The organism is Ruminococcus sp. 1001136sp1, from assembly GCF_039841815.1.
GTDB lineage: Bacteria > Bacillota > Clostridia > Lachnospirales > Lachnospiraceae > Blautia_A > Blautia_A faecis.
Genome location: NZ_JBDPGY010000005.1, coordinates 38,812 through 64,983, shown reverse-complemented (window position 1 = coordinate 64,983; position 26,172 = coordinate 38,812). Strand labels below are relative to the sequence as shown.

General features: G+C 41.6%; 22 protein-coding genes and 4 pseudogenes. 6 read left to right on the top strand and 20 right to left on the bottom strand.

Annotation, left to right across the window (positions count from 1 at the left end; translation table 11 throughout):
- Positions 1 to 67: 67 nt before the first annotated feature.
- The 4 genes and pseudogenes from ABHC48_RS05740 to ABHC48_RS05725 form a co-directional block, all read right to left on the bottom strand.
- Positions 68 to 910 carry a carbohydrate ABC transporter permease gene (locus tag ABHC48_RS05740; protein WP_173769318.1) on the bottom strand — a complete coding sequence of 281 codons (843 nt, stop codon included), beginning with the start codon at positions 908 to 910 and terminating at the stop codon, positions 68 to 70.
- Positions 907 to 1,794: a sugar ABC transporter permease gene (locus ABHC48_RS05735; protein ID WP_118581263.1), complete on the bottom strand. Its 888-nt coding sequence runs from the start codon at positions 1,792 to 1,794 to the stop codon at positions 907 to 909. The genes ABHC48_RS05740 and ABHC48_RS05735 overlap by 4 nt, the downstream gene beginning before the upstream one ends.
- A gap of 130 nt (positions 1,795 to 1,924) precedes the next feature.
- Positions 1,925 to 3,190 (bottom strand): extracellular solute-binding protein, encoded by a 1,266-nt coding sequence (locus ABHC48_RS05730; RefSeq protein ID WP_195699053.1) that lies wholly within the window; start codon positions 3,188 to 3,190, stop codon positions 1,925 to 1,927.
- A 334-nt stretch (positions 3,191 to 3,524) separates the two neighbouring features.
- Positions 3,525 to 3,626 (bottom strand): annotated as a pseudogene (locus tag ABHC48_RS05725) (DUF6783 domain-containing protein); the annotation flags it as partial.
- Between ABHC48_RS05725 and ABHC48_RS05720 the strand changes: the two are divergent.
- Positions 3,603 to 3,704, top strand: a pseudogene (locus ABHC48_RS05720) (DUF6783 domain-containing protein); the annotation flags it as partial. The pseudogenes ABHC48_RS05725 and ABHC48_RS05720 overlap by 24 nt on opposite strands.
- A gap of 34 nt (positions 3,705 to 3,738) precedes the next feature.
- Here ABHC48_RS05720 and ABHC48_RS05715 read toward each other — a convergent pair.
- Together ABHC48_RS05715 and ABHC48_RS05710 are read right to left on the bottom strand one after the other, a co-directional pair.
- Positions 3,739 to 4,746 carry a LacI family DNA-binding transcriptional regulator gene (locus tag ABHC48_RS05715; protein ID WP_173771802.1) on the bottom strand — a complete coding sequence of 336 codons (1,008 nt, stop codon included), beginning with the start codon at positions 4,744 to 4,746 and terminating at the stop codon, positions 3,739 to 3,741.
- Complete coding sequence (locus tag ABHC48_RS05710; protein ID WP_195699054.1) at positions 4,743 to 5,246, bottom strand: GNAT family N-acetyltransferase; 504 nt, start codon at positions 5,244 to 5,246, stop codon at positions 4,743 to 4,745. The genes ABHC48_RS05715 and ABHC48_RS05710 overlap by 4 nt, the downstream gene beginning before the upstream one ends.
- A gap of 411 nt (positions 5,247 to 5,657) precedes the next feature.
- Between ABHC48_RS05710 and ABHC48_RS05705 the strand changes: the two genes are divergently transcribed.
- Positions 5,658 to 5,978, top strand: a complete 321-nt coding sequence (locus ABHC48_RS05705) for a hypothetical protein (RefSeq protein ID WP_173735065.1) — start codon at positions 5,658 to 5,660, stop codon at positions 5,976 to 5,978.
- Here ABHC48_RS05705 and ABHC48_RS05700 read toward each other — a convergent pair.
- From ABHC48_RS05700 to ABHC48_RS05680, 5 genes and pseudogenes are all read right to left on the bottom strand, one after another.
- Positions 5,979 to 6,140, bottom strand: a pseudogene (locus ABHC48_RS05700) (carbohydrate kinase); the annotation flags it as partial.
- Positions 6,124 to 7,488 (bottom strand): MFS transporter, encoded by a 1,365-nt coding sequence (locus tag ABHC48_RS05695; RefSeq protein WP_195699055.1) that lies wholly within the window; start codon positions 7,486 to 7,488, stop codon positions 6,124 to 6,126. The gene ABHC48_RS05695 and the pseudogene ABHC48_RS05700, both read right to left, overlap by 17 nt.
- Before the next feature lie 18 nt (positions 7,489 to 7,506).
- Complete coding sequence (locus ABHC48_RS05690) at positions 7,507 to 7,899, bottom strand: VOC family protein (RefSeq protein ID WP_117760520.1); 393 nt, start codon at positions 7,897 to 7,899, stop codon at positions 7,507 to 7,509.
- 9 nt (positions 7,900 to 7,908) lie between these two features.
- Positions 7,909 to 8,937, bottom strand: coding sequence for an alcohol dehydrogenase catalytic domain-containing protein (locus ABHC48_RS05685; protein WP_118581284.1), 1,029 nt, complete (start codon positions 8,935 to 8,937; stop codon positions 7,909 to 7,911).
- A 396-nt stretch (positions 8,938 to 9,333) separates the two neighbouring features.
- Positions 9,334 to 10,413, bottom strand: coding sequence for an ROK family transcriptional regulator (locus ABHC48_RS05680; RefSeq protein WP_272066915.1), 1,080 nt, complete (start codon positions 10,411 to 10,413; stop codon positions 9,334 to 9,336).
- Positions 10,414 to 10,478: 65 nt separating this feature from the next.
- Here ABHC48_RS05680 and ABHC48_RS05675 point away from each other — a divergent pair.
- Positions 10,479 to 10,760, top strand: a pseudogene (locus ABHC48_RS05675) (plasmid segregation actin-type ATPase ParM); the annotation flags it as partial.
- Positions 10,761 to 10,831: 71 nt separating this feature from the next.
- On the opposite strand, the gene ABHC48_RS05670 reads toward ABHC48_RS05675, so the two are convergent.
- The 8 genes from ABHC48_RS05670 to ABHC48_RS05635 form a co-directional block, all read right to left on the bottom strand.
- Positions 10,832 to 11,593: a helix-turn-helix transcriptional regulator gene (locus ABHC48_RS05670; protein WP_118581329.1), complete on the bottom strand. Its 762-nt coding sequence runs from the start codon at positions 11,591 to 11,593 to the stop codon at positions 10,832 to 10,834.
- A gap of 318 nt (positions 11,594 to 11,911) precedes the next feature.
- Positions 11,912 to 12,283, bottom strand: coding sequence for a TnpV protein (locus ABHC48_RS05665; RefSeq protein ID WP_173735086.1), 372 nt, complete (start codon positions 12,281 to 12,283; stop codon positions 11,912 to 11,914).
- Positions 12,284 to 12,416: 133 nt separating this feature from the next.
- The gene (locus ABHC48_RS05660; protein WP_195699056.1) at positions 12,417 to 14,846 is read right to left on the bottom strand and encodes an ABC transporter permease; all 2,430 of its coding nucleotides are present in this window, start codon (positions 14,844 to 14,846) and stop codon (positions 12,417 to 12,419) included.
- Positions 14,843 to 15,517: an ABC transporter ATP-binding protein gene (locus tag ABHC48_RS05655; RefSeq protein ID WP_006426335.1), complete on the bottom strand. Its 675-nt coding sequence runs from the start codon at positions 15,515 to 15,517 to the stop codon at positions 14,843 to 14,845. Before ABHC48_RS05655 ends, ABHC48_RS05660 begins: the two co-directional genes overlap by 4 nt.
- A gap of 113 nt (positions 15,518 to 15,630) precedes the next feature.
- Positions 15,631 to 16,896 (bottom strand): HAMP domain-containing sensor histidine kinase, encoded by a 1,266-nt coding sequence (locus ABHC48_RS05650; protein WP_195699057.1) that lies wholly within the window; start codon positions 16,894 to 16,896, stop codon positions 15,631 to 15,633.
- A complete protein-coding gene (locus tag ABHC48_RS05645; RefSeq protein WP_117494501.1) occupies positions 16,872 to 17,561 on the bottom strand; it encodes a response regulator transcription factor in 690 nt (229 codons plus the stop codon). Before ABHC48_RS05645 ends, ABHC48_RS05650 begins: the two co-directional genes overlap by 25 nt.
- Positions 17,562 to 17,581: 20 nt before the next feature.
- Positions 17,582 to 19,231, bottom strand: coding sequence for a 23S rRNA (uracil(1939)-C(5))-methyltransferase RlmD (gene rlmD, locus ABHC48_RS05640; protein ID WP_347505245.1), 1,650 nt, complete (start codon positions 19,229 to 19,231; stop codon positions 17,582 to 17,584).
- Positions 19,232 to 19,236: 5 nt separating this feature from the next.
- On the bottom strand, positions 19,237 to 20,184 hold the full coding sequence (locus ABHC48_RS05635) for an HD domain-containing protein (RefSeq protein ID WP_195699064.1): 948 nt from the start codon (positions 20,182 to 20,184) through the stop codon (positions 19,237 to 19,239).
- An 800-nt stretch (positions 20,185 to 20,984) separates the two neighbouring features.
- Here ABHC48_RS05635 and ABHC48_RS05630 point away from each other — a divergent pair.
- The 3 genes from ABHC48_RS05630 to ABHC48_RS05620 are packed head-to-tail and all read left to right on the top strand — an operon-like array spanning position 20,985 to position 25,592.
- The gene (locus ABHC48_RS05630; RefSeq protein ID WP_173716889.1) at positions 20,985 to 23,366 is read left to right on the top strand and encodes an endonuclease MutS2; all 2,382 of its coding nucleotides are present in this window, start codon (positions 20,985 to 20,987) and stop codon (positions 23,364 to 23,366) included.
- Positions 23,367 to 23,388: 22 nt separating this feature from the next.
- Positions 23,389 to 24,090: a response regulator transcription factor gene (locus ABHC48_RS05625; protein ID WP_118582333.1), complete on the top strand. Its 702-nt coding sequence runs from the start codon at positions 23,389 to 23,391 to the stop codon at positions 24,088 to 24,090.
- Positions 24,087 to 25,592 (top strand): HAMP domain-containing sensor histidine kinase, encoded by a 1,506-nt coding sequence (locus tag ABHC48_RS05620; RefSeq protein WP_173771763.1) that lies wholly within the window; start codon positions 24,087 to 24,089, stop codon positions 25,590 to 25,592. Before ABHC48_RS05625 ends, ABHC48_RS05620 begins: the two co-directional genes overlap by 4 nt.
- 67 nt (positions 25,593 to 25,659) lie before the next feature.
- Here the strand turns inward: ABHC48_RS05620 and ABHC48_RS05615 are convergent, their stop codons facing one another.
- Entirely contained in the window at positions 25,660 to 26,160 is a 501-nt protein-coding gene (locus tag ABHC48_RS05615) for a tRNA (cytidine(34)-2'-O)-methyltransferase (RefSeq protein WP_173718216.1), read from the bottom strand.
- Between the last annotated feature and the right edge of the window lie 12 nt (positions 26,161 to 26,172).

Below are 26,172 nucleotides of genomic sequence, written 5' to 3'. Positions count from 1 at the left end.
CCCACAGAATATTCTTGCCCGGTACATGACCGCAGTGAAATATTCCCATGGCGCGTATTTGTTTTCTCTATTTTACTGCACCGGCTACTACACCATTCATGATCCATTTCTGACAGAAAATATACACGATCAGCACTGGAAGCAGAACAAGCAGATAAGAAGCAAATGCCAGATTATAATCAACAGAAAACTGTTTTTTAAATACATACTGGGCAAGCTGCAGTGTCTGTTGGCTTTCATCACTTAACAGTACCAATGGCATGGTAAAGTCATTCCAGGTCCACATGAAGGAAAGAATTGCTACTGTAGCTGTGGTAGGCTTCAGAACCGGGAAAATGATCCTGGAAAAAATCTGAATCGGATTTGCCCCGTCAATCATGGCTGCTTCGTCAAGTGCCTCCGGGATTGCCTTTACTGCCCCTGTATAAAGGAACGTATTCATAGGAAGACCGAAAATAATGTACAGGAATGTAATTCCGAAAATATTATCCAGGTGAAAAGCATTTGCCTGCACAACCAGCGGAAGCATGATTACCTGGAACGGTATAAACATGGCACTGATAAAGTAATAATACATGAGGGAAAAGAATTTGCTCTTTTTACGGTTTCTTGTGATGGCATAAGCGGCAAAAGAGTTTGTGATCAGTGTAAAAATCAGATTCACCACTGTGATAAATGCTGTATTAAGAAACTTTCTTGGAAAATTTGTCATTACCCAGGCATCTGCAAAGTTCTGAAGTCTGATTTTTCTTGGCAGTGCCAGAATGTTGTTCATATCTGTTGGATCCTTGATGGCAATCATCAGTGCCATATAAAGAGGCAGCAGGATGACAAGTACGATTCCAATGATCAGAAGGATCGTAACAGGCCAGTTGTAACGCTCTTTTACTTTCACTGTATTCTGTTTCATCCTAATTTTTCCTCCCTCTTCTCAAGTACACGCAGCTGGAATACGGAAATCAGTACTACTACAACAAAAAGCATAACCGCATTGGCTGACTGATAAGCGAACTGTCCGCCTCCGAAGCCCTTTTTGTAGATCAATACTGCAATAGATGTTGTGCTGGTTCCAGGACCGCCATCTGTCATAGCCATGATCTGATCGTAAACCATCAGATAACCCTTTGCGGAAAGTACCATATTGATGGTAAAAGATGGTGCCAGCAGAGGGAACGTGATTTTGCTGAATCTTTTTAAGCCGGTCGCTCCATCCAGGTCAGCAGCCTCATATACATCTGTGTCAATGGACTGAAGTCCTGCAATGTAGATCAAGGTGTTAAAAGCGCATCCGATCCATAAGGATACCGCAACAATTCCCCAGATAGCATGATTGGTTCCAAGAATATTTACACTTAAAGCTTTGATTCCAAGGCCTTTTCCCAGCTGTGGAATCAGGTTCGCAAAAATATAGTTGAAAATAAATCCTACGATCAGACTTCCCAGCATATATGGAAGGAAATAAAAAGCTTTGATTGTGTTTTTAAACTTGATCTTTGCATTTAATGCACAGGCCAGGATCAGACTGATCACGTTTACCAGAATAGTAGTGATCACCGCAAATTTGAATGTAAACAAATATGCATTTCCTGTATCCACATCAGAAAACATATGGATATAATTTCGAAGTCCTACAAAATTCCACTCTCCATATCCTCTCCAGTCTGTAAAACTGTACATAACACCTTTTAAGAATGGAATGGTGTGGAAAGTGAAAAACAGAACTGCAAGAATTCCTACATAAATGTAGTAAACCCGGTTAACAGCAGGTTTTTTCCGTGGGGCTTTATTCTTCATGGAATCCTCCCTTATTTTCTTACAAGGCTGCTGTTCACTCAGTGGCCAGCAGCCTTACAATTCATACGGATCAAAAGGTGACAGTTCACGTTCTTCACCTTTCGCCTGTATTTTCCATCAGTCACATAGATCAGTCTACATTTGCAATGTCATATTTCTCATCGCACTGTGCAAGGAACTGATTTATGTTCTCCTCGTTGTCCATTCCGTTTATGTAGTTCAGGCACATTTCGGTCAGAAGTGCGGACATATCAAATCCGGATGGATAGTAATGATCTGGGAAGTTTGCAACCTTTCCAGCTGCAATATCTTCTTTCACACCTGCCACTGTCTCATTCTCCTGCTCTACACCTTTTACAGCTGAGAAAGCAAACTGATCATCAATGTACATTTTTGCATTTTCCGGCTCAAGCATAAAGGATACAAATTCTTTTGCCACTTCTTCATTTGCACTGTCTTTGCATACACCAAGAAGTACATCTACACCAGAGGTTACATAGTTCTGGGATTTCTCATTGGAAGCCGGGAGTGCAAACATATCCACATTGATATCTGCATTTGCATTTTTGTACTGGTTGATTGCCCAGTTTCCATTGATGATCATGGCTGCTTCGCCATTTGCAAAAGCTTTATTTCCATCATCATAGGTAAGTCCCATAAAATCATCCTGAGCATAGTCAAGAAGCTTCATATATTTTTCTGCAATTTCCTCGTGTGTTCCAACGAATGTGGTCTTGCCGGCTTTACGGTCATCATTGAAGCTCTCCGGAGCAAGGTCAGATGCAATACTGTTCCATGGGCAGTTACTTGTCCATGCATCTTTGTATGTCATAAGAAGTGGCTGTTCACCTGCATCCTGAAGTTTCTCGAGTACATCAATGAATTCGTCCCATGTTTTTGGAATCTCAATGCCATATTCTTTGAATTTGTCAACGTTATAAATGACACCGGAAGCGTTTGTTGCATACGGAACGCCATATGCTTTCTCTTCTTTATCCTTATTTACATCATATACCATCTGAAGGTAGGATTCCTGAATATTGGAAATGTAATCCTCGCTGCTTAAGTCCACCAGCATTCCGGCACTTTCTACCTCTGTGTAGTTATTGTCACCGCCCATTGCAACGATATCCGGCATATCATTCTTCGCCATTCTGGTCTTTAATACAGTTCCTGCATCTGCCGGAGCTGTGATCTTGATTGTCACGTCCTCATGTGTCTCATTAAATTTGTCTACCAGCTTCTGAAGAATATCCTTGTTTTCTGCCTTGCTGGAAAAAAGCTCCAGTTCCGTTCCTTTTGCAGAAGAATCTCCCTCAGAGGAACTGCCGCAGCCGGTAACTGTACCAACCAGCAATGTACCTGCCATTAATGTGCAAATAAGTTTCTTGTTCATCTTTCTTTCCTCCATTATTTTACTCAATGAAGGCTGCGCAGCACTTGTTTATTTGAAAGCTTTTCCGGACACGTCTGTCCTGCTTTCCTTTCGGTGGCTTCATAATATCGTAACTTTCCAGCAAAATCAACAGGTTTCTCGAGAAACTTAAATTGTAGACAAACTTTTATTTTGTATTTTGTGCATATTGTATAGTTTTATATCATGAAGATTCATGAGTTCTTAGATTGTCCCCCCTGTCTTATAATTTCCCCTGATAGCAGGGATTTCATGCAAATTGTTTTCTTTATGTAACAGGGAATCCAAACGTAAGCTTCTGTTACGAAAAAAACAGTCAGGCTCCAGAGCGTGTTTGAAAAAGGCTTTCTGCAAGATGTGCGTCACAATTTGTGGGAGATTTCGCCCGGATGAGGGCACCGTAGCGGGCTACGGCAACCGAATTCGGGTGAAATCTCCCGCAAAGTGGGGCGTGCAGATTGCGGGAATGATTTTTCAAACAGGCTCTATAGCCTGACTGTCTTCTCTTCAAATTCTTTTGAACGATCTGTTCATATTTTCACAGAATCTCTTTTTACAAGGTACACCGGACTTTTTATATTAAACTCTTTTAACTGCTCCCCGGCAACCATCCGAAGCAGGCGGCTGAACGCCAAATGTGCCTTCTGACCTACATCCTGATGAACTGTTGTAAGTCTTGGACGGACCATTCTGGCATAGATACTGTCGTCGAAGCCGGTAACAGATACCTGTTCCGGAACCTTAATTCCATGATCTGACAAAAAGTTCATGGCCTCAATTGCTGCATAATCTGAGGAAAATGCCACTGCTTTTACCTGCAGAAAACGCGGAAGAAGTTCTTTATATTTCTGGATACGGCGGTTTCTTTCCCCCGGGATCACGATCAGACGAGTGCGGCTACAGAATTTTCCTTCTTTTTCCATAGCCTGCTTAAAGCCCATCCAACGGCTGTAATCACTGTCAATATCTGTTTCTGCAAGAAACAAAGCTTTGTCAAAACCGCAGGAACAGAGGTAACTTCCAATCTGATAGCCGCCTGAATAATCATCCACTCCCACATTCTGGAAAAAATATTCTCCTGCGGGATAGGCATCTATGAGAACCATTTTCTTATTCAGCTTTCTGGACAATTTCCGATATTTTTCATCATTATATCCCAGAATGATCAGTCCTTCTACATTCCATCTGGAAGCAATATCCACCACGTTCTGGATATTCTCCCCTCCGATCAGCATGACATAGTATCCTTTCATTTCAGCTTCCATCTGAATGGTTCCTACCAGTTCTCCTACAAAGGAGTCCTGCAGGGAGTACATTCCATGAGCCTGGGCAAAACCAAGTACCACGCCTATGATCCTGGAACCATGTCCGGACAGCATAACGGAACCCATATGCGGAACATAATTCTGTTCTTTCAGGATTGCCGTTATTTTATCAATGGTTTTCTGGGAAACTCTTTTCGTATTGCCATTTATTACATTTGATACGGTAGTCCTGCTCACTCCCGCCATATCCGCAATATCCTGAAGCCGGATCATCTGATTTTCCTGCTCATATCATGCCATTCTTCCCCGCCCCAAGCGGAACCGGAAATTCCGTTGTCGGTGTAGTCCATTTTTTTGTACATCTCTACTTTGTTATCCAGACAGGTCAGGTACAGGCATTCGCGTCCTCTTTTTTGTTCTCTTTCCACATATTGTGTCATGATTTCACGGGCAAGCCCCTGGTGGCGATACTCCGGAAGAACATCAAGCCCAAGGAGCATAACGTTCTTTCCTTCCGGGTTGTGAAGAGTACTATCCGTAAAAAATTCATCACGAAAGACTGCTTCGTCTGTTGCCACCCCATTGAGAAAGCCGGCAACTTTACCTGTTTCTTTATCCACTGCAACCATAAATGTCTCGGTTGCATTTGCCACTCGTTCTCTCATACTCTTGGCAGAGCAGGCCTCATTTGGCGGAAAACAGATCTGCTCGATCTGAATCACCTGATCTAACTCCTCTGGAAGAATGTCTCTGAATTCGTATTTGGTTTTCATTTTTTCCTCATCCTTTTATATTTCATGCGCTCTCTCCACTTTAATAGTGAAAAGACCGTAAACTCCTTTTTATTATACCTCTGCGTCTTTTTTCCGTCAATGTAATAACGGCAAACGGCATACCTTGAAATATCCCTTGAAGTGTCCCGGAGGACTTCATTACCGTATTTATCGATCATCCGTACCAGAAAATCAATGCACCGCTCAAATTCAATATTCTGTTGCATAAGCTCCTCCCGTCATTGTTTTGATCTGAGCTTATTTTACAGAACCTGCTGGAAAACCACATTGAATAGAAATTGATTGTAAATTGACACAATCACTTTAAAAATATCCGCATTTTCTTGAATCGAATATATGTTCGTGTTATGATAGATATACTCAATCTTAACTACGAAAGGGGAATTTCTATTGAATCAATGCGATTTTTCTTCTATTAGCACTTGTTTAAAAAACCATATCAGCGAAAGTAATCAAATGAGTCAGCCTGATTTTTTATACGAATTATTTGAAGATTTTATGGATGATCCGGCAAATCAGGATTTTTCTATGGATAATGGTCTGGTTTGCCGCTGGATGACTGGTCAGACTAAAATCAGTCCTAAAATATCCGCTTACTATTCCAAGCCATCCAACCAGAGAAAATTAGCCCATATGTTTAATGCATGGAATGGAAGTAGATTATTACAAAAAGCTATTTCAAACAATAGGAAATATCTTAGATCTGATTGAAAAAGATGTGCGATACCCAAAGTGGCTTGCAACGGTTAGAAGATTTGCCGGAGCACCGCCGGGATTCTGTTCGAACAATTTTCTCCCATCCTGACTGTGTCCTGCTTCCGTAAAATCAATCAGCAATTCTCCCAATGCCACGATATCAACTTTTTCTTCCATTTTTCAGTTCTTCCACAATCTCGTTATAACGTTTTTTATTTAACCGGTAGAAAAATAATACAACCGCAGTCACAATCCACAGTGCACCTGGAATCGTCGTAAATGCATGTTTCATAATTGAAAGTACAATTGCATTTTGTTTCTGATTTGCAATATAACCATATTTTCCAAGTAATCCTGCTAAAAGTGCTGTTCCAACTGCCATTCCGACTTTATTTCCAAGTGAAATAAATGCATACTGAAAACCATCATTTCTAAGTCCGGTTTTCCACTCCCCATATTCCACACAGTCTGGAATAATTGCATAGATTGCGGTATTAAATCCAGAGAAAAAAAACTGTGTGAGACCAGATAATGCATAAAAAATAGCCGGTGATTCTTTGGCATTGAAGAAAAACATAGTCAACATGAAAATTCCTGTAAATAAAGCAAAGAGAGATGCTGTTCTTCCTTTGTTATTTAACTTGCGGAATAATGGTTGAAAACAGGCTGCCCCGATGATAGAAGGAATAATGATACACATCGAATAAGTTGTGTAGTAGGAGGCATTCCCTTCCACATATGTAAAGTAATACAGAATATCTGCGTTTCTACCATACAGTGTAAATCCAAATAATATCTGTCCTGCCAATGCAAGAAGATATGGTCTGTTCTGCATGACTGCTTTCAATTGTATCTTTACAGAAATTTTTTCTTTTTCCGGAGTAAGCACTGCCTCTTTCGTCTTCGCAAAGCAGAAGAAATGACAGGCTGTAAAAATACATCCATATATGACCGCAACCGTCAGATATCCTGTCTTTGCACTATGACTGCCGAATTTGCTGAGCAGTGGAACTGTGATAATATTTATCACACCAATTGCAATCATCGCTGCAACCGAACGGGATGTATTTATTTTTGCACGTTCATCAATATCCTGTGTCATAGCACCACACAAGGTTCCATATGGAATATTCACACAGGTATACCCCAAAACCAGCAGACAATATGTAATTACCATATAAATGATCTTTCCATTCTGCGGCCAGTCGGGTCTTGCCCAGAATGTCATAACAAGAAGAATCGCTGTGATTGGTGCCGCTACTAACAGCCATGGACGGTACCGTCCCCATCTCGATTTTGTTTTATCTGTAAGTCCCCCGACGATTGGATCATTGATTGCATCCCAGAATCTTGAAAAAAGCATAAGTGCTGACACAGCCGCCATACTGATTCCGAACACGTCTGTATAAAATATCATCAGAAAATTACTGACGAACATCCAGCTGAAATTACATCCAACATCACCAAACCCATATGCAATCTTACTGATCAGCGGTACTTTTCCATTTTTGTTTTCGCTTCCCATATGTCTCTCCTATTTTTATCAGAGTTTCTGACAGAACTCTATTCTTTCCTCATTTGGTCCCTTAATCATAAAATACTTCACACCATTTTCCCAAAATGGTAGTTCTTCGATTCCGTCTGTAATAATTGTGTATTTTTCATTGCAGATTTTCTGATACATACTTTCAATGTCTTCCACATCAAGTGCAACATGTTGGTATGCACCGTCTGACATTGCCGCCTGCCCATTTTCAAAAGTCTCTATACAGTAATTTTTTATCTGTAAAAATGCCACTTTTTCCCCTGCTTTTTCATTATAAGACTGCATAATCACTTCAAATCCAAGACTCTTATAAAACTCAACTGTTTTCTGTAAATCGTTTGTCGGAAGCCCGACATGGGCAACTCCGACAATTCCATATTTATTTTCCATACGAACTCCTTACTTTTCACTGACGTTGATAATTACTTTCATCGTTGTCTCGCGGTTATCATCAATATACTGGTATGCTTTCAGATAATCTTTAAAAGCAAATGTCTTTGAGATGAGCGGTTTCAAATGAACTTTGCCCTCATTTACCAATCTGATTCCATCTATATAATCATCATGGCGGTACATCATCGTGCTCTTAATGTCAAGTTCGTGGTCATTTGCCACTGCAAGATCTACTTCTGCCATTCCTGCAAAAACAGCCACCAGTACAATCGTGCTTCCTTTTCTTGCATATTTAATTGCCTGTCCCATTGTGATATTGTTTCCGGCACAGTCGTAGATCACATCCGCCTTGTCCGGTCCAAATGCTTCGAGCATTGCCGCACTGAAGTCTTTATTTTTGGTATTCACACACACATCAATTCCACATTCTTTTGCCTTTGCCAGTCTAAGATCACTGATATCTGTGATCATCACTTTCGCTGCCCCCATTCCTTTTGCTGCCTGTGCCACGAGATTTCCAATCGGTCCTGCTCCAAGAACTGCAATATTCATGCCAGCCACATCACCTATCTGTTTTACACCATGAACTGCCACAGCAAGAGGTTCAATCATAGCGCCTTCTTCATAGGACATATCTTCTGGAATAGGTGTTACTTTAGATGCATCCACTGCAAAATACTCAGATGCTGTTCCTGTCGTCTGAAATCCCATTACTTTTAATTCCTCACAGAGATTATACTTTCCATGACGACATGGATAGCAATGTCCACAATATACCTGAGGCTCTATCGTCACCTTCTGTCCCACATGAAACTCTGTGACATTTTTTCCAAATTCTGTAATCTCACCGGAAACCTCATGTCCTTGTGTTACCGGATATTTTGTAAACGGATGTTTTCCATGATAAACATGAATATCTGATCCACAAACACCAATATTCATAATCTTTACCAAAACCTGATTTTCCTTTACCTCCGGAACCGGAACCTCTCTGAAAATAATTTCTCCTGGATTTGTCATTACCTGTTGTAACATAGTTGTTTCCTCCTTTTTTATATTATTATACGTTTTATAAAACGTTTTATTAAAGTAATTATATTATTGTCCTATAAACACAATTTGTCAATATGTTTTTTCATATTTTTATATATTTCATAATTTCAAAATATATTTTTTGTATATTTTTCACAATTAACATGCAAAAAAACGGAAAGGAAACCGTAGTTACTGTTTTCTTTCCGTTTTTTACTATAATATCTTTTTCTAATTTTACACAACTTCTCGTTTTTCACACATATAAATCGGACATCGCATTCGCTTTGCAACCTGTCAGTGGGAGTTTTTAACTCCAACAGACTAAACATCCCCTTACCCAACGCTTAATTCCCTACGCACCAGATGCGGTGGACTGCTTATCTGCGTTCAAAAAAATTACAATTCTACCATATGTTTTGTAAAAAAGTATTTCGCGGCTCCAACAGCCGACGCTTCTTTCTTATACGAACAATTTTTCAAGTATGAAACATCATGCTCAAAGCCATTATATGCCATCACTTTTTCGCCCAGTGGTATCATATAATCTGACAATATGCCTCCCACATCACCTCCTAGTATGATGTCCATATCATATGCCATCCGCAGATTTGATATCAAAACAGCAAGATGATCCAAATACTCATTCCATGTCTGCAAATTTTTTTCATCACCACTTTCAATTTTTTCCATAAATGCATCCAGTGACTGCCTGTTATCTTGTGTCAGTACACTTGCAGCACAATATGCATCTGCACATCCTGATTTACCACAATAACACTTTCTTCCGCCGGGAACGAGTATCATGTGACCAAACTCCCCTGCTTTCTGGTTCTGCCCTCGAAACAGCTTTCCATCTATGCAGAATGCACCTCCTAATGTGTGGTTCAAAGACAGATATATCGCATTTGGATACTTTTGCTTTTTTTCTGCAAGCATTGCAGCATTAGCATCGTTTTCAAAATATGCTGGAATTTCCAGAGCCTGCTCTAAAAAGCGCAGACTATAATTCTCTATACCTAAAGCATGGGATTTTAAAACAATCCGTTCTTTCTGATCAATAATTCCTGGAATCGCCACTCCAATCCCAAGTAGCGTGTCCTTCGCTACTTCGCCTTCCAGAAAAGTTTTGACCTTTTGTGCCACCTCTGTACAATAAGATAATTCAGCCGTAAATTTTAAACGGATGCGATCTTTTTTTATAATCTCATCTCCAAGATTTACTAATACCATTTCTATATGATTCGCTGTAATCAAAATTCCCATTGCATGACAGTATGACTTATTAATCCCTATACTTTTTGCCTTCCTTCCACCGGTTGAAGCATATTCCCCAGTTTCTTCCAACACCCTTTTTTCTAACAAGTCATTCACATTTGCTAACACAGTCGGCATACTCAAGTTTAACTCTTTTGCGATTTCTGCCTTGGATGTAACATGATTGTTTAGAACATAATTAATTATTTTTTTTCTTGTTATATTTTTTTTATCTTTATTTTCCGTTTTCTTACCCTCTTTTATTAAATATATTATAAAAGAATTATATGCTTTTTTATTCTTCTTGTAAAGTAATGTTCTATAATAAAAATTTGCTGCATTCAGAAATAGTTACTGTTCCCTCCGATTTTCGTATGCTTATCTCACAGCAAAGCAGTACCACACCGGTACAGCCTGCTGAATCAATCAATACGAAAACGGAGGTATTTTTTATGCGAGAACTCAGAAACACAAAAATCATCGCTGTAGATCATGGCTATGGCAATATGAAAACAGCAAACACCGTCACGCCAACCGGAATCAAAGCCTATGAAACAGAACCACTCTTCTGCATCATTCCATATTTCCCATGAAGAATGTTGTAAATTAGTACTATCCACAACGATAACAGGTAATTTAATTATTCGTATTTTTTCCCAATAATGTAAATCGAAACTACCATACCACCTAATATCATAATTAAGAAAATTTTATTCAAAATATCCCATAAAGCTATATTGAAACAATTGATTATTATAATACCTGCAAGAGGATATAGAACAACCGTTGCAAGTGTCCATATTTTTAAAGTTGTGCAGATGTATATCCAATTTCCATTGTTAAAAGATAAACCAACTAGATGTATTCTAAAAATTCCTTGTGAAACATAATTTATCTTATTGGCATCATAATATGTTGGTAATATGTCTTTTGCAAAGAAACAAAACCATGCACCAAATAAAAGCATTCCCCCTGTAACCAGCAATATATCCCCTTTCATCTCAGCTAACGAACTTTCAGATACAACTAACATAATAATTTCTGTAATAGATATAAAAAAACATAACAAATATGCTAATATCCAGTTTTTTCTATGCTGGTGAATAGAATCCCTAACAGCCATATCGAGAGAGCCTACCACCAATTCCTCGATTTCTTTTTTTTCAATATTTTTCTGTGTATCTATTTTTTCTCCACGTAACAATTCTGTAACGGTAACATCTAATATATCAGCTATTGGTATGAGTAATACGACATTGGGCATACTAAGACCACGTTCCCATTTGCTAACTGTTTTATCTGATACATATAATTTTTCAGCCAAATCCTTTTGAGTTAAATTCTTTTCCTTTCTTAATTCGGTTACAAATAAACCGAATTTTTCATTACTAATCTGATACATATATCCACCTCCTGCACACATATTATAATGAGAGTGTGCATAAATCAATCGACCAGCAGTAGAATTGCAGAATATTAGCACATAATTCATCAAATAATCTCCCCATTATGATTATTTCTATAAAGTTATATTCGAATATTTTTTAAGCCATACTATGGAATAATTAAATCGGCAACTTATAACTATGACGGAAAAAACCAGCCTTCCGAAACTTAGAAAAGATCACTTTCTATAGAATTGTAATTTGCTTCTTTGGCCCCTTATAAACACAAAAGCTGAACAAACAGGATTTTTCGTCCTACTTGTTCAGCTCTTTGTTTACCTGTAAATCAGTTCTTTTAACACAATCTCTTCTGCTGCATTCCGGATATTATTTACAGCTCCAACCCACACCATCTGATCACGAGCTTTCAATTCTTCCGTAACGCCTTGCTTCTCCATCATCTGACGCACCAGAATATCCATCCTCTCCTGTGCTTCATCGTCCACAGCATTCAGATGTTCTGTTAATCTGTCTTCCAACATATACAGAGAATACATTGCCGGACGATGCTCTTTCAGATACGTTTTCCGAATCATTCCATATTTCCCATAATGCGGTTCTTCATCTGTACTGACAAGATTCGGATAGTAAATTCCGTCTGCTCCCAGTGTGTAGGTTCCACCTATTTTTTCAAATGTGCTTTTCATGTGTTATTCCTCCTTGAAATCAGCGATATTCTTAGATCATCGCAAAATATTTCAGGACAGCCTTGATAGCATACAAAATGGAAGTTATCTATTTCTCCTCTTCGTTAAGACCTAGTTCATTACATATTACTTGCTATCCCTGATACCTTATTCTTTCTACCAGCGTTTCCTTTTTCAGATTACTGCTTAAAACGAGGGAAAGCACAATCTGCAAAAGACTGACCAGCAAAATCATAGCAAGAATTGGTGTAATTGGAACATGATAGACATTCATTCCAAATATTCCATTATGCTTTGCATAGGCAAAGAGCGCATAGCCAAGTGGCAGACCAACGATAAGTGCTACACATATGGTGCCAACCGTAAAAATCAGTCCCTGTAACTGCAGGCATAAATTTAATTGTTTATTTGTCATACCCACAGCCTGTAATACACCATATTCCTGCTTCTTCGTGGTGATATTGATGATCATGGTGTTTGCCAGATTCATAAACCCAATGAGACCGACAATTGCCATGAACAGATAGCAGCCAAGCTTCATCATACGGCTTGCGTATTCTGCAGTTTGCAATTCTGCGTGATAGGTGTTCAGCTTGATATGAGAAGTATCGGAGAGCAGGTCATTCAGGCTTTGCTCTACAGATGCCACATCTTTTTTAGCACAATCCACCCACAGGTATCCATAAGATGTCCCTTTCGGATCTACAGAGCGGTATACTTCTTCCGGAATGACCAGATAAGTGTCCGCGCTTACAAAGGAGCCTGCGATTTTCCCATGATAGGTATAGGTTCCGCTTCCGTTATCAAAGTTGAATGTAATCGGTGCACCCGCAGAATACCCGTCAGCTTCCATCCACATGGACCAGCCAAAGAAAACATCCCCGTTTTTGACAGCCTGTGCATAGTCCATGGAACCGATATCGCCATCCCCGCGCATCATTTCAAAATCCTCTTGATTTACGATTGCAACCGGAAATTTTGTTCCGTTCAGATCTGCAGAGACGATTTCTCTCGTCAGTACATCCGTTACACCGGGGATGGATTTGATTTCTTTAATCAATGAATCATTCAGTGGGTTGTTCTGTAGGATTGTGTCCAGATTATTCTCCGAATAGGCTTCATCATAATTCTGGGAATAATCCAGCTGCAACTCAAATTGTCCATGGTTGATTGCAATCCGCGCCTCGTACTCCGGGTCAATATTCCCAACATAATTAGAGATAATTACAAACAATACACAGGAAAGCCCCATGGTAAGAATCGTAGCAATGGTTCTTTTCGGATTGCCTGTCACATTTGCCATTGCCATGGAGAAAACGGTGACATCTTTTCTGCCTTTTCGTCTGCCCTGTTTTTGCGTTTTGGAGCCGTCAAGATACCGTGTCGCTTCGATTGGTGAAATCCGGGAAACAATTTTCATGGGTTTGCGCAGAGCCAAAACGACCGTAAGAAACGATACAAAAATGCAGATGAGCATAATTGTTAGTGAAAACAGAGGCACCTGATGGTTCTTGATTCCGGACGATACCAGATTTCCCTGCTCCACCAGCCAGTTGAAACTGACTTTTGCAATCAGGAAACCAAACAGCAGCCCCAGCGGTATCGAAAGAACCGCCAGAAGAATGCCCTCACGAAAGATCAACTGCTTCATCTGCTTTCTGGTTGCACCCAGCGCCTTGATTTTTCCGTACTCCTGAACCTTCTGGGCGATCCCGACCTGGAAGATATTATAAATGACCACAACGGAAAACAGCACGATTCCGAGGATCAGGGTTCCACAAACCACAATCATTTCATAGCTCGGCTGCAATACCCACTGCAGGTAGAGGTCATTGATGATCACGTTTTTCTGGTCAATGCCGCAGGAATCCGCGATTTCTTTTATAACAGGCGCAACATTATTCATAGATACATTTGCAGAATCGCTCAAGGTAAAATAGATATTATATTGCCTGTCACCCTCCGCAACACGCTCATTATAAAAATCCTGCGAACCGAATACAACATAGGAAGCCTCGATGGTATATTCATCCCGGTCATATAAAATCCCGCTGACAGTAAATTCCACCGGTGCGTATTCCGACTGCATGCCGGAACGGTACTCCAATGTTACGATGTCTCCGACCTTTACATCATGGTATCCCACTGCATCAAAGAAAGCGCGTCCTGCGGCAATTTCCTGCGCCTTTTCCGGATAGGTACCTTCCTTCAACACATATTCCTGATTATAGGGAAGCATTTTCCTGACCGTTTCATCCGCACTGACAAAGCCGCCATTTTCATTTCCTTTCAGGATGCCCTCCGTACACATGATGCCGATATCAGATATCTCAGCTCTGCGTTCCACTTCTTTTAATTGCGTACCATCTGCGGCGATAAACAGGCCATAATTGCTTCCATATGAGCTTGCCGCCTGACTTTTCTGCAAACGGATCATTCCATTTCCCACAGTACTGATAATCACAAGCAGCATCGTAGTCAGACATATGGACATCATAATCAGTATACTTCTTGTCTTGTTCTTTTTGTCATTGCTATATGCAATCCTGCTTATTGTCTTCATCTGAAATCCACCACCTGTCCGTCCTCAATCACCAGAATACGGTCAGCGACCTGTGCAATTTCGTCATCATGGGTAATCATTACAATTGTCTGTCCATATTTTTTTGCTGTCATCTTAAGCAGAGCGATTACCTCATCACTGGTCTTAGAATCAAGATTTCCTGTCGGCTCATCTGCAAATATAATTTCCGGACGATTCACCAGTGCTCTTGCAATTGCTACTCTCTGCTGCTGTCCTCCGGATAACTGATTTGGCAGATTATAAATCCGGTTTTCAATCCCCAGAGTTGCAATAATATCATTTACATACGCTTCATCCACTTTTCTTCCATCCAGCCCCAGTGGCAGTACAATATTTTCCCAGACATTAACAGATGAAACCAGATTAAATGCCTGAAAAACAAATCCGATTTTTCTTCTGCGGAAAACAGCAAGGGCATCTTCCTTCATCCTGTATAAATCTTTCCCTGCTAAAGTAACACTGCCTTTTGTCGGGGTGTCTAGCCCTCCAAGCATATGAAGTAATGTACTTTTACCGGAACCTGACTTTCCAACAATTGCGACAAATTCTCCCTGCTCAATCTGAATGTCCACCTGATTGACCGCTTTGACTTGATTCTCACCTGCGCCATAAAACTTACAAAGCTGCTTGGTTTCTAATATCACACTCATGTGTTGCCTCCTTTTCATCCTACATCCAAATTGTATCAGGGCAATCTTTCATTTCACTTTCAAAAAACGAGCAGAAGTCTTACAGAATTGTAAGATTTCTGCTCACTTAAAATTTAACCAACATATGGTAATTGAATCACAAACGTGCTTCCTTTTTTCTTTTTGCCGGAGGTTACCGTAATCGTACCTGCGTGTTTTTCGATAATTTCTCTCGATAGAAAAAGTCCGATTCCTGTACCACTCTTTTCCATGACCTCCTTGGAACTTCCTCTGTAAAATCGTTGAAAAATTTTGTGATACTCATTCTGCGGAATACCAATTCCCTGATCCTCAATTTCCATTCTTACAAGATCGTTTCTTTTTTGTAACCGGATAAATATTTTTGAACCACACGGACTGTACTTGACCGCATTATCCAGAACGTTGATCACAGCTTCACCAAGCCACCTTTTATCCTGCATAATCGTGCATGTTTCCAACTCTTTTTCATAGTCAAAAACGAATTCAATTTCTTTCTCATCCGCTTTAGGATAAGTGCGATTCACAGCAGATATGACAGTATCCATAAGCGGAAGTTTTTTCTTATTAATCTGAATCAGTCCAGTTTCCATCTTGGATATTTCAAGAAGCGACTGCAATAATGTCTCCAGTCCATCCAGAGCACTCCGACAACGGATACGAAACTCCTCCTGTTCTGTGGCACTTAAGTCATTCTGCATCAGCACACTAAAACATGTATCCAAAGCTGCAACCGGTGTCTTTAACTGGTGAGAAATATCAGAAACCATTTCTTTCGTGTTCTCCTTTTCTGCCCTTGCTTCTTCCTTTATCAACTGAATATGATGTCCGATTGCTTCAAGCTGGTCATTCAATTTTTCCAGTTCTGCATGATTTTCCGTTTTCAGTAAATCATCAAATTTATTTTCACGGAATCTGATCAGAATTTCTTCCAACTGGTCTAAAATTTTCTGATGATTCGCATCTTCTTTTTTCTTCCAATAAAATAAAAAAGTCAAAAGAAGCACGCATATCACAGTGCTTACAGCACCGGTCACCATAACCTGATGTCGGAATTGCGAATAAAATGCATTCCCTTTATTCCCCCAGTATCCATATTGCTCCAATAATCGCCTTCCCTGTTCGTTAGTTTCAATATCCTTATCCTTAAGCAATTCCGAAACAGCATCCAGCCCGGAAAATTCTTCCTTTGCAGCAATCTCTGTCATAAGATTCATTTTATATTTATAATCTTCATAAAACACATACGTGGTAAAGCAATTTAATATTGCAAACACTAATATGACCGGCAATACCAAAGACAAGGCTGATGTGAGTTTCCTGTGATATCTCTTTGTCACTGCCTTACCTCCTGATTCCATATATACCCAAGACCTCTGATATTCTTTATATAGACCGGTGCAGCCGGATTGTCTTCAATTTTCTCACGGAGTCTTCTGATATTGACAGCGATTGTATTTTCATCCACAAAATCCCCTTCCAGATCAAACACATTTTCCAATATTTGTGTTTTTGAAAGAATCTGTTTCGGATTCTGAAGAAAAAAAGTCAGCATTTTCAACTCCGTTTTTGTCAGACTGATTTCACGACTCTTTATCAGAACTTTCATTTCTCCTGCGATAAATACGATATCTCCCGAAATCATCTTTCCAGCTTCCGTTTTCTCCTGTCTGCGACGGAAATATGCTTCTATTTTCAAAAGAAGTACCGAAAGACTAAACGGCTTTGTAATATAATCATCCGCCCCTGCTTCATATCCCATAACCTGATCCATCTCCTGATCTAGTGCTGTAAGACAAATAATGTATGTATTATAATTGCATCTCATCCACCTTACAAATTCCAGTCCATTCCCATCCGGAAGATTCACATCACAAATGGTAACATCCACATTATTATCACTTGCAATTCTTTTCGCTTTTTTCACTGATTCTGCTGAAAAAACCTCATATCCGGATTTTTTCAGTGAGAATGTAATTCCACGATTTAAATTTTCATCATCTTCAACCACGAGTATACCTGGCATAGCATCTGCACCTCTCTTTATTAACTATTCATCTTAAAATGCTTCAATGCCTCCACAATTGCACTCTCTTTATCTTCTGGACACTGCGGTTGCCTGCTATCTTCATTTTTAGGTAAATTATAATTCTTTCCAACCTCAATTCCGCATTTTCTCTTTACCTGTGAGATATACAGATTGGAAACCTTCATGCCGGCATTATGTTCAGCCACATATTTCTTTATCTCATCATATGTAGCCTTAGTCTCTGCAGATGTTATATCCATATCATCAAGTTCAATCGTGACATTAATGTAATCATCCGGCTTTTGTTTCAGTTGGGACAAAAGAACAACCGTCTCCACCGACACCGTATTCGGGAACATATCAACCGGGCAGACTTTCTTCAATTCGTAGCCTCTTTCACAAAGATACTTCAAATCCCGTGCCAGAGTTGCGCTGTCGCAGCTTACGTAAACTACCCGGTCGGGCTGCATTTTGATAATGGTAGAAAGCAAGGTCTCGTCGCAGCCTTTTCTCGGCGGGTCTACTACAATCACGTCAGCACGCTCACCAGTGCGTGCAAACTGCTCTGGAAGCACTTCCTCCGCTTTTCCCACAAAAAATTCCGTATTATCAAATCCGTTCAGACATGCATTCTCTTTAGCATTCTCAATGGCAGCAGGAATGATCTCCACGCCCCTTACCATCTTTGCCTTCTGTGCAAGAAACAGAGAAATTGTTCCAATTCCGCAGTAAAGATCCCACACAGTCTCATTTCCGGAAAGTTGTGCATATTCCAGTGCTTTTCCATAAAGACGCCCTGTCTGGTAAGGATTTACCTGAAAAAAGGACAGCGGCGAAATCTGATAGGAAATCTCTCCGATCTTGTCTGTAATGTATGGCTGTCCCCAGAGCAGCCGCACCTTTTCCCCAAGGATCACATTATTTCGCTTCTTATTCACATTTACCATCACACTGACAGTCTCCGGAATCTGACGAAGGGATTTCACCAGAGCCTCTTCGCCAGGAAGCTTCTCCCCGTTAATGATCAGACAGACCATCATCTCGTCCGTAAAAAAGCCATATCGGATCAGCACATGGCGCACTAAACCCTTGCCAGTGTTCTCATCATACGGCTGAATATGGAACTTCTCCATATGCGCAATCACACGGTCCAAAACCTCCTTATTCCGTGTTACCCCAAGAGCACAGTCCCGGTTCTCAATAATACTGTGGGTACGGCCGGCATAAAATCCGGTAATAATTCTGCCGTCTTTTGACTTTCCAACTGGAAACTGCGCTTTATTTCTATAGTGGAAAGGCTGGTCCATTCCCAGGATTTTCTCCATAGGAATATCTGTAAAGCCGCCAATCCGCTCCAAATGTCCCCTGACTTTGGAAGTCTTAAATTCCAGCTGCTTCTCATAAGAAAGGGCCTGCAGCTGACAGCCTCCGCACTGTCTTGCAAACTGACACTTCGGCTCCACACGGTCAGGAGATGGAGTGATAATCTCCTCCAATCTTCCGTAACCGTAATTTTTCTTCGCTTTCATGATCTTTGCGCGGACTGTGTCTCCGATTACTGCATCTTTGACAAAAACGGTGAAGCCATCAGCCTTTCCGATACCTTCACCGTCAATTCCGCAATCTTCAATCTTTAACGTAACAATATCATTCTTACGATACTCCATAAAGATTACCATTCTCCTGTCTTTCTTAAGTTAGATTCAAATATTCTGTTAAATCCAAGCCATTCTTTCTTGCTCTTATCTGCTGCAAAAATCTCGGTAAGAGTCTCCATGCGGGCATCTGTATTATCTGCAAGATTCAAAGCAACTGCCTCTACCATAGCCGGTTTCTTAGGGGAACCGTACTCAAGTTCGCCATGATGTGCCAGAATACAATGTACCAGCTGGTTCTCCAGATCCAGTGGAAAGTCCGGTATCTCCTTAATCAGATCATGAATCATCTGTGCTCCGATTATAATATGTCCCAGAAGCTGTCCCTCATCTGTATAATCATTCAGTGGAAAAGAAGAAAGTTCTCTTGTTTTTCCTACATCATGAAGAAGTGCTGCTGTGATCAGCATATCTCGCCTGATCACCGGATAAGCAGATGCCATATAATCACAAAGCCTGGCAACACTTAAAGTATGCTCCATCAGCCCGCCTATAAAGCCATGATGTACGGTTTTGGCTGCGGAATGCTCCTCGAAAGATTTCAAAAATTCTTTATCCTCTATAAACAGTTTCTTCAAAAGTGTATTCAGATAGGTATTCTTCACAGTGCCGATCATGGCAACCAGCTGGGTATACATATCATCCGTGCTGTTCTCACTTACCGGAAGATAATCTGCCGGATTGTACTCACCCTCGCCTGCTTTGCGCACACGCTTGATATTCAGCTGCATAGCTCCTGCAAAGCTGGTCACGTCTCCCATGACTTCAATGTAATCCAGTGCGTCAAAATCATCAATCCCAAGAGAATTCGGATCCCAGATCTTTCCATCCATCATTCCAGTCTTATCCTGGAGTATAATATTCTCATAAGGCTTTCCGTTCTTGGTCACAGCCGGCTGCTTCTGCTTACACAGATAAATGCCACTGATCCGGTCGCCTTCATGCAACTCATTTAAAAAACGCATAATTTCCTTCCCTTTCTAAAAAAGACACGTCCGTTTTCCCAGACATTACAATCTTTTGTATCATAACAAATATTTATGAACATTTTATGAATTTCTCCCCACTTTTTCCTTTTCAAGTCCTTGAAAATCATGTACAATAAGGTGTACAGTAATTATTGTTTACAAATTTGCTATTTAGTGTGTTGAAAGTTGTTCAAGGCGGACGCACTCGGACAATGGTTATTGCTCACTCGCCGGCGCAACGCTCCAGCGAACTAACTGCTAACTGCGACTAAATCGTTCAGGAGAGCCTTCACGATTAAGTCTCCGTAAGCAGTGGATTTCGCCTACGCTAAAACCGCGCTTGAAATGGCTCGCTAGAGCAATAACCATTGCCCGAATGCTGTGTACTGGCTGGGACTTATTTGTACATAGGAACTTTCAACAGGGGTGAGGGTGAGTGACTGGCTTCCCTACACTTTCTTGGCAACGATAGATTTGCAAAAAACAATAAAGTTGCGGGATACCAACTACTTCCCCCCATCCCCCGTTGTTGTCGTTACTGTTTCTTTCTTCCCTTTCCAGTAACCAGCGATTTTGCAATGTATATTCGCAAGCCGCGCATTTCAGGAGCGGTTTTAGTGGAGGCGAGATCCATGACTTACGGAGACTTAGGCGCGAAGGCTCTCCTGAGCGTCTTAGTCGTAGTTAGTCATTAGCTTGCCGGAACGTTGCGACGCGCGGCGGTGAATATACATTGTGAAATCGCGTCCGGAATAACGACCAACACATTAAATAGCAATTGATTTATAGGAGATATTATGAATCCAAAAGCTTTAAAATCACTTGAATACTACAAGATTATCGACCAACTGACAGAGAAGGCTTCTTCCCAGATGGGGAAAGACCTGTGCAGGCACCTCCTGCCCTCTGAAGATGTTTACGAAATCCGTCATATGCAGACCCAGACCAGAGACGCCCTCACACGCCTTTTCCAGAAAGGAAACATCTCCTTTGGAAGCGTAAAAGACGTGCGCGGCTCACTGAAACGTCTGGAAATCGGAAGTTCCCTTGGAATTTCCGAACTCCTTGCCATTGCCGGACTTCTGGAAAATACCAACCGTGTCAAAGCCTACTCCCGAAATGAGCGCGGAGATGCAAGAGAAGACTCTCTGGACGGCATGTTTGAGAGTTTGGAGCCATTGACTCCCCTCTCAGCCGAAATCCGCCGCTGCATCATTTCCCAGGACGAAATCAGTGACGACGCCAGTGCCGGTCTGATGCATGTACGCCGCAGCATGAAAGTTGCCAATGACCGCATCCACACCCAGCTGGCCTCTCTGGTAAACGGCAGCGCCCGCAATTACCTTCAGGACTCCGTTATCACCATGCGAAACGGCCGCTACTGTATCCCGGTAAAAGCCGAATACAAAGGTCAGGTTCCAGGTATGATCCACGACCAGTCTTCCACCGGCTCCACTTTATTCATTGAGCCTCTGGCGATTGTCAAACTAAACAACGACATCCGCGAGCTGGAGCTTCAAGAACAGAAAGAGATTGAGGCAGTTCTCGCTACCTTAAGTGAACAGACCGCCCAGAATGTGGACGCCATTCGCGCAGACCTTGACATTATGATCCAGCTGGATTTCATTTTTGCCAGAGCAGGACTTGCACTGGATATGAATGCCACAGAACCCATTTTCAATACAGAGAAACGCATTCACCTGAAACAGGCACGCCACCCGCTCATTCCCAGAAAAAAAGCCGTTCCCATTGACATCCGTCTTGGAGAAGACTTCGACCTCCTTGTTGTAACCGGACCAAATACTGGTGGTAAAACCGTTTCCCTTAAAACAGTTGGGCTTCTGACCCTGATGGGACAGGCGGGACTTCACATTCCAGCCCTGGACCGCTCCGAGCTTTCTGTTTTCCGTGAGGTTTACGCAGATATCGGGGACGAGCAGAGCATCGAGCAGTCTCTCAGTACCTTTTCCTCACATATGACCAACGTAGTGTCTTTCCTGAAAAAAGCAGATCAGGACTCTCTGGTGCTTTTTGATGAGCTTGGCGCTGGTACCGACCCGACAGAAGGAGCGGCACTTGCCATCTCCATTTTGTCCTTCCTGCATGAACAGGGCATCCGCACTATGGCAACCACCCATTACAGTGAACTGAAAGTTTATGCCCTGTCCACTGACGGCGTTGAAAATGCCTGCTGTGAGTTTAATGTGGAAACCCTGCGTCCTACTTACCGTCTGCTCATCGGTGTTCCTGGAAAGAGTAATGCCTTTGCGATTTCTTCCAAACTTGGACTTCCGGACTTTATCATTGAGCGCGCCAAAGATCAGATCAGCCAGAAGGACGAGTCCTTCGAGGATGTACTTACCTCCCTGGAAAACAGCCGCGTGATCATCGAAAACGAGCGTCAGGAAGCAGAGCGTTACAAAACCCAGATTGCTTCCTTGAAACAGGAGTTAGAGTCCAAGCAGGAGAAGCTGGACGAGCGTAAAGAGCGGATCTTGCGCGAAGCCAACGAAGAAGCCCGTAAGATTCTTGCAGATGCTAAGGAATACGCAGATCAGACCATGAAAATGTTCCACAAATTCCAGAAAGATCACGTGGACACTGCTGCCATTGAAAAAGAACGCCAGAATCTTAGAAACCGCATGAACAAAGCCGAAAAGGGCATGTCCATGAACACCACCGTAAAGAAACCGAAAAAAGAGCTGAAGCCTAAGGATCTTTCCCTTGGAGATACCGTTCAGGTACTGAGTATGAATCTGAAAGGAACAGTCAGCAGTCATCCCGATTCCAAAGGCTTCCTTTTTGTACAGATGGGTATCATCCGTTCCAAGGTTCATATTTCTGACCTGGAGCTTGTTGACGAACCAGTTATCAACACTCCTGGACTTTCCAGAACAGGAGCAGGCAAGATCCGCATGTCCAAGTCTACCAGTGTTTCCACTGAAATCAATCTTCTTGGAAAAACTGTAGATGAGGCTGTGGCAGAACTGGATAAATATCTGGATGACGCTTATCTGGCACACTTAAAGAGCGTGCGTATCGTACATGGTAAAGGTACCGGTGCCCTTCGAAAAGGAGTACACAATTATCTCCGCCGCCAGAAGCATGTGGCTGATTTCCACCTGGCTGAATTTGGCGAAGGAGATGCTGGTGTTACCATTGTAGAATTTAAGAAATAACTATATTTTATAAGGAGAAACTATGGTTGCTAAACAGAAAATCCTCATTGTCGATGATGACAACAATATTGCAGAGCTGATTTCTCTGTATCTTACCAAAGAATGTTTCGAAACAAAAATTGTAAACGATGGCGAGCTGGCTTTAAAAGAATTTCAGACTTTTCGCCCGAACCTGATTCTTCTGGATCTGATGCTTCCAGGTATTGACGGCTATCAGGTCTGCCGTGAGATCCGCCACACCTCAGACGTGCCGATCATTATGCTTTCCGCAAAAGGAGAAACCTTTGACAAGGTACTTGGCCTGGAGCTTGGCGCCGACGACTACATTATCAAGCCTTTTGATTCAAAAGAACTGGTTGCCCGTGTCCGTGCAGTTCTACGCCGTTTCCAGCCCAAACAGGCTGCAGTTGTAAGCGATGAGAAATGTGCCACTTATCCGGATCTTATTGTCAACCTTACCAACTATTCCGTTACTTATATGGGAAAACAGGTAGACATGCCGCCTAAGGAGCTGGAGCTTCTCTATTTCCTTGCTTCCTCACCCAATCAGGTATTCACCAGAGAGCAGCTACTGGACCACATCTGGGGCTACGAATATATTGGCGATACCAGAACTGTAGACGTTCACATTAAACGTCTGCGCGAAAAAATCAAAGATCATCCGAACTGGTCTATTTCTACAGTCTGGGGAATCGGATACAAGTTTGAGGTAAAAAGCGAATGAGAAAAACGGTTCACAGCAAACTGATCTGCAGTTATATTTTCATTGGAATTGTAGGCTTCCTTTTCGCTACAGCAGGTGGCTCTCATTTCGTGGAAACCTATCTGGAAGAAGAAGTTGGCGCAAGGCTGTATGACAGTGCTGTACGATTTGCTTCTGATGCTGTCACTGTACAGCAAGTTGCAGACAATGATAGCAAAGGACTGGAAAAGATTATGGATATTCTGGCTTCCGGAGAGGAAGCCGGGATACTGATCCTGGATAAAAATTTCCATGTGATCGTGCAGTCCTCAAATCTGGAATATAACGTCAGTTCTGCGAAATCCACTGCCGATTCTGAAGTTCAGACTTCAGAAACAGATAAAATCCCAGAGAATGGAACATCCTCTGAAAAATTCTCTGCTGCAAACACAATTTCCATTCCCTATTCTGATCTGGACTTCTGGCTTAATACCCAATATCAGATCAGTAATTTTTATGGCTATTTTTCCAGTCCCCATCTTAATGTGATGATATCGGTGGAAAATTCCGGTGTAACAGAAGGCTATGTTACCTACCATTATGACATGCAGCAGCTTTATCAGAAACGAAGCGGTCTTCTTGGAATTCTTCAGATGGTTTTTTTTGCCGTGTATGCCTTGTGCGGACTGCTCCTTCTCTGCTATCAGAAATGGATCCATACTCCAATGCAGCAGATCATCAAGGGGGCTTCCGAATATGCCAACGGAGATCTGAGTTATCGCATTCCAGTGAAATCCGAGGACGAAATGGGCTATCTTGCCAAAACTCTGAACTACATGGCAGACAGGATCAACCAGAACGGAGAATACCAGCGCACCTTTATTGCCAATGTTTCCCACGATTTCCGCTCTCCTCTGACTTCCATCAAAGGATATGTGGAGGCAATTCTGGATGGCACCATCCCCCCGGAATTGCAGGACAAATATTTAAATATCATTTCCCATGAAGCTGACCGTCTGGAAAAACTGACGCGGAGCCTTCTGGTGCTGAATGATCTGGATGAACGGAAACGGATGATGAATATCCGCAAATTTGATATTAATGATGTGATCAAAAATACTGCCAATACGTTTGAGGTAATCTGTTCCAAAAAGAATATTGACCTGGAACTGCTGCTTTCCGGAAGAGAGCTGTTCGTAGAGGCAGATATGGAACAGATCCAGCAGGTACTGTACAATTTATTGGACAATGCAATCAAATTCAGTAATGACAATTCCTCGATCAACATTGAAACATCCGTAAAAAATGATAAGGTTTTCGTTTCTGTGAAGGATCACGGAGTAGGAATCCCCAAGGACAGCCTGTCCAAGGTGTGGGACAGATTTTACAAGACAGATACCTCCCGCGGAAAAGACCGGAAAGGTACAGGACTTGGGCTTTCTATTGTGAAAGAGATCATCAAAGCTCATAATCAGAATATTAATGTGATCAGCACGGAAGGTGTTGGAACAGAATTCATTTTTACTTTAAAGAAAGCAAAATAAATTATTCAGCAATTCTTTTTATAAACGAAGACCTGGAGCGTGTTTGAAAAAAGCTCCAGGTCTTTTACTATTTCCAGTCATATTTGCGCAGATGCCCATCCAGTTTCAAATGGGCAAAGTCATGCTGACGAAAGGCTTCATAAAGAATAATGGCAACCGAATTACTCAGATTCAGGGATCTTGTTTCTCCCAGCATAGGAATCCTTACGCAAGTCTCCTGATTGTCACGGAGAATCTCTTCCGGGATTCCAGCGCTCTCCTTGCCAAACATGATAAAGCAGTCGTCCTCATACTTCACATCCGCATAAGTCTGAGGTGCTTTCGTAGTCGCATAATAAATCTTCGCTCCAGGATTTCTCTCCAGAAAATCTTCATAATCCAGATAAGTAGTTACATCCAGATCTTTCCAGTAGTCCATTCCGGCACGTTTCAGTGCTTTCTCACTTAATGAAAATCCCAACGGCTCGATCAGATGGAGCCTGGTTCCTGTAGCCACGCAGGTACGTCCTATATTTCCTGTGTTCGCCGGAATCTCCGGCTCATGAAGTACAATGTTTAATGTTCCCATAGTTTTTATACT

Coding starts and splice junctions, on each gene's coding strand:
- ABHC48_RS05740 (WP_173769318.1), bottom strand. CDS start 910: ATGAAACAGAATACAGTGAAAGTAAAAGAGCGTTACAACTGGCCTGTT.
- ABHC48_RS05735 (WP_118581263.1), bottom strand. CDS start 1,794: ATGAAGAATAAAGCCCCACGGAAAAAACCTGCTGTTAACCGGGTTTAC.
- ABHC48_RS05730 (WP_195699053.1), bottom strand. CDS start 3,190: ATGAACAAGAAACTTATTTGCACATTAATGGCAGGTACATTGCTGGTT.
- ABHC48_RS05715 (WP_173771802.1), bottom strand. CDS start 4,746: ATGATCCGGCTTCAGGATATTGCGGATATGGCGGGAGTGAGCAGGACT.
- ABHC48_RS05710 (WP_195699054.1), bottom strand. CDS start 5,246: ATGAAAACCAAATACGAATTCAGAGACATTCTTCCAGAGGAGTTAGAT.
- ABHC48_RS05695 (WP_195699055.1), bottom strand. CDS start 7,488: ATGGGAAGCGAAAACAAAAATGGAAAAGTACCGCTGATCAGTAAGATT.
- ABHC48_RS05690 (WP_117760520.1), bottom strand. CDS start 7,899: ATGGAAAATAAATATGGAATTGTCGGAGTTGCCCATGTCGGGCTTCCG.
- ABHC48_RS05685 (WP_118581284.1), bottom strand. CDS start 8,937: ATGTTACAACAGGTAATGACAAATCCAGGAGAAATTATTTTCAGAGAG.
- ABHC48_RS05670 (WP_118581329.1), bottom strand. CDS start 11,593: ATGTATCAGATTAGTAATGAAAAATTCGGTTTATTTGTAACCGAATTA.
- ABHC48_RS05665 (WP_173735086.1), bottom strand. CDS start 12,283: ATGAAAAGCACATTTGAAAAAATAGGTGGAACCTACACACTGGGAGCA.
- ABHC48_RS05660 (WP_195699056.1), bottom strand. CDS start 14,846: ATGAAGACAATAAGCAGGATTGCATATAGCAATGACAAAAAGAACAAG.
- ABHC48_RS05655 (WP_006426335.1), bottom strand. CDS start 15,517: ATGAGTGTGATATTAGAAACCAAGCAGCTTTGTAAGTTTTATGGCGCA.
- ABHC48_RS05650 (WP_195699057.1), bottom strand. CDS start 16,896: ATGGAATCAGGAGGTAAGGCAGTGACAAAGAGATATCACAGGAAACTC.
- ABHC48_RS05645 (WP_117494501.1), bottom strand. CDS start 17,561: ATGCCAGGTATACTCGTGGTTGAAGATGATGAAAATTTAAATCGTGGA.
- rlmD (WP_347505245.1), bottom strand. CDS start 19,231: ATGGAGTATCGTAAGAATGATATTGTTACGTTAAAGATTGAAGATTGC.
- ABHC48_RS05635 (WP_195699064.1), bottom strand. CDS start 20,184: ATGCGTTTTTTAAATGAGTTGCATGAAGGCGACCGGATCAGTGGCATT.
- ABHC48_RS05630 (WP_173716889.1), top strand. CDS start 20,985: ATGAATCCAAAAGCTTTAAAATCACTTGAATACTACAAGATTATCGAC.
- ABHC48_RS05625 (WP_118582333.1), top strand. CDS start 23,389: ATGGTTGCTAAACAGAAAATCCTCATTGTCGATGATGACAACAATATT.
- ABHC48_RS05620 (WP_173771763.1), top strand. CDS start 24,087: ATGAGAAAAACGGTTCACAGCAAACTGATCTGCAGTTATATTTTCATT.
- ABHC48_RS05615 (WP_173718216.1), bottom strand. CDS start 26,160: ATGGGAACATTAAACATTGTACTTCATGAGCCGGAGATTCCGGCGAAC.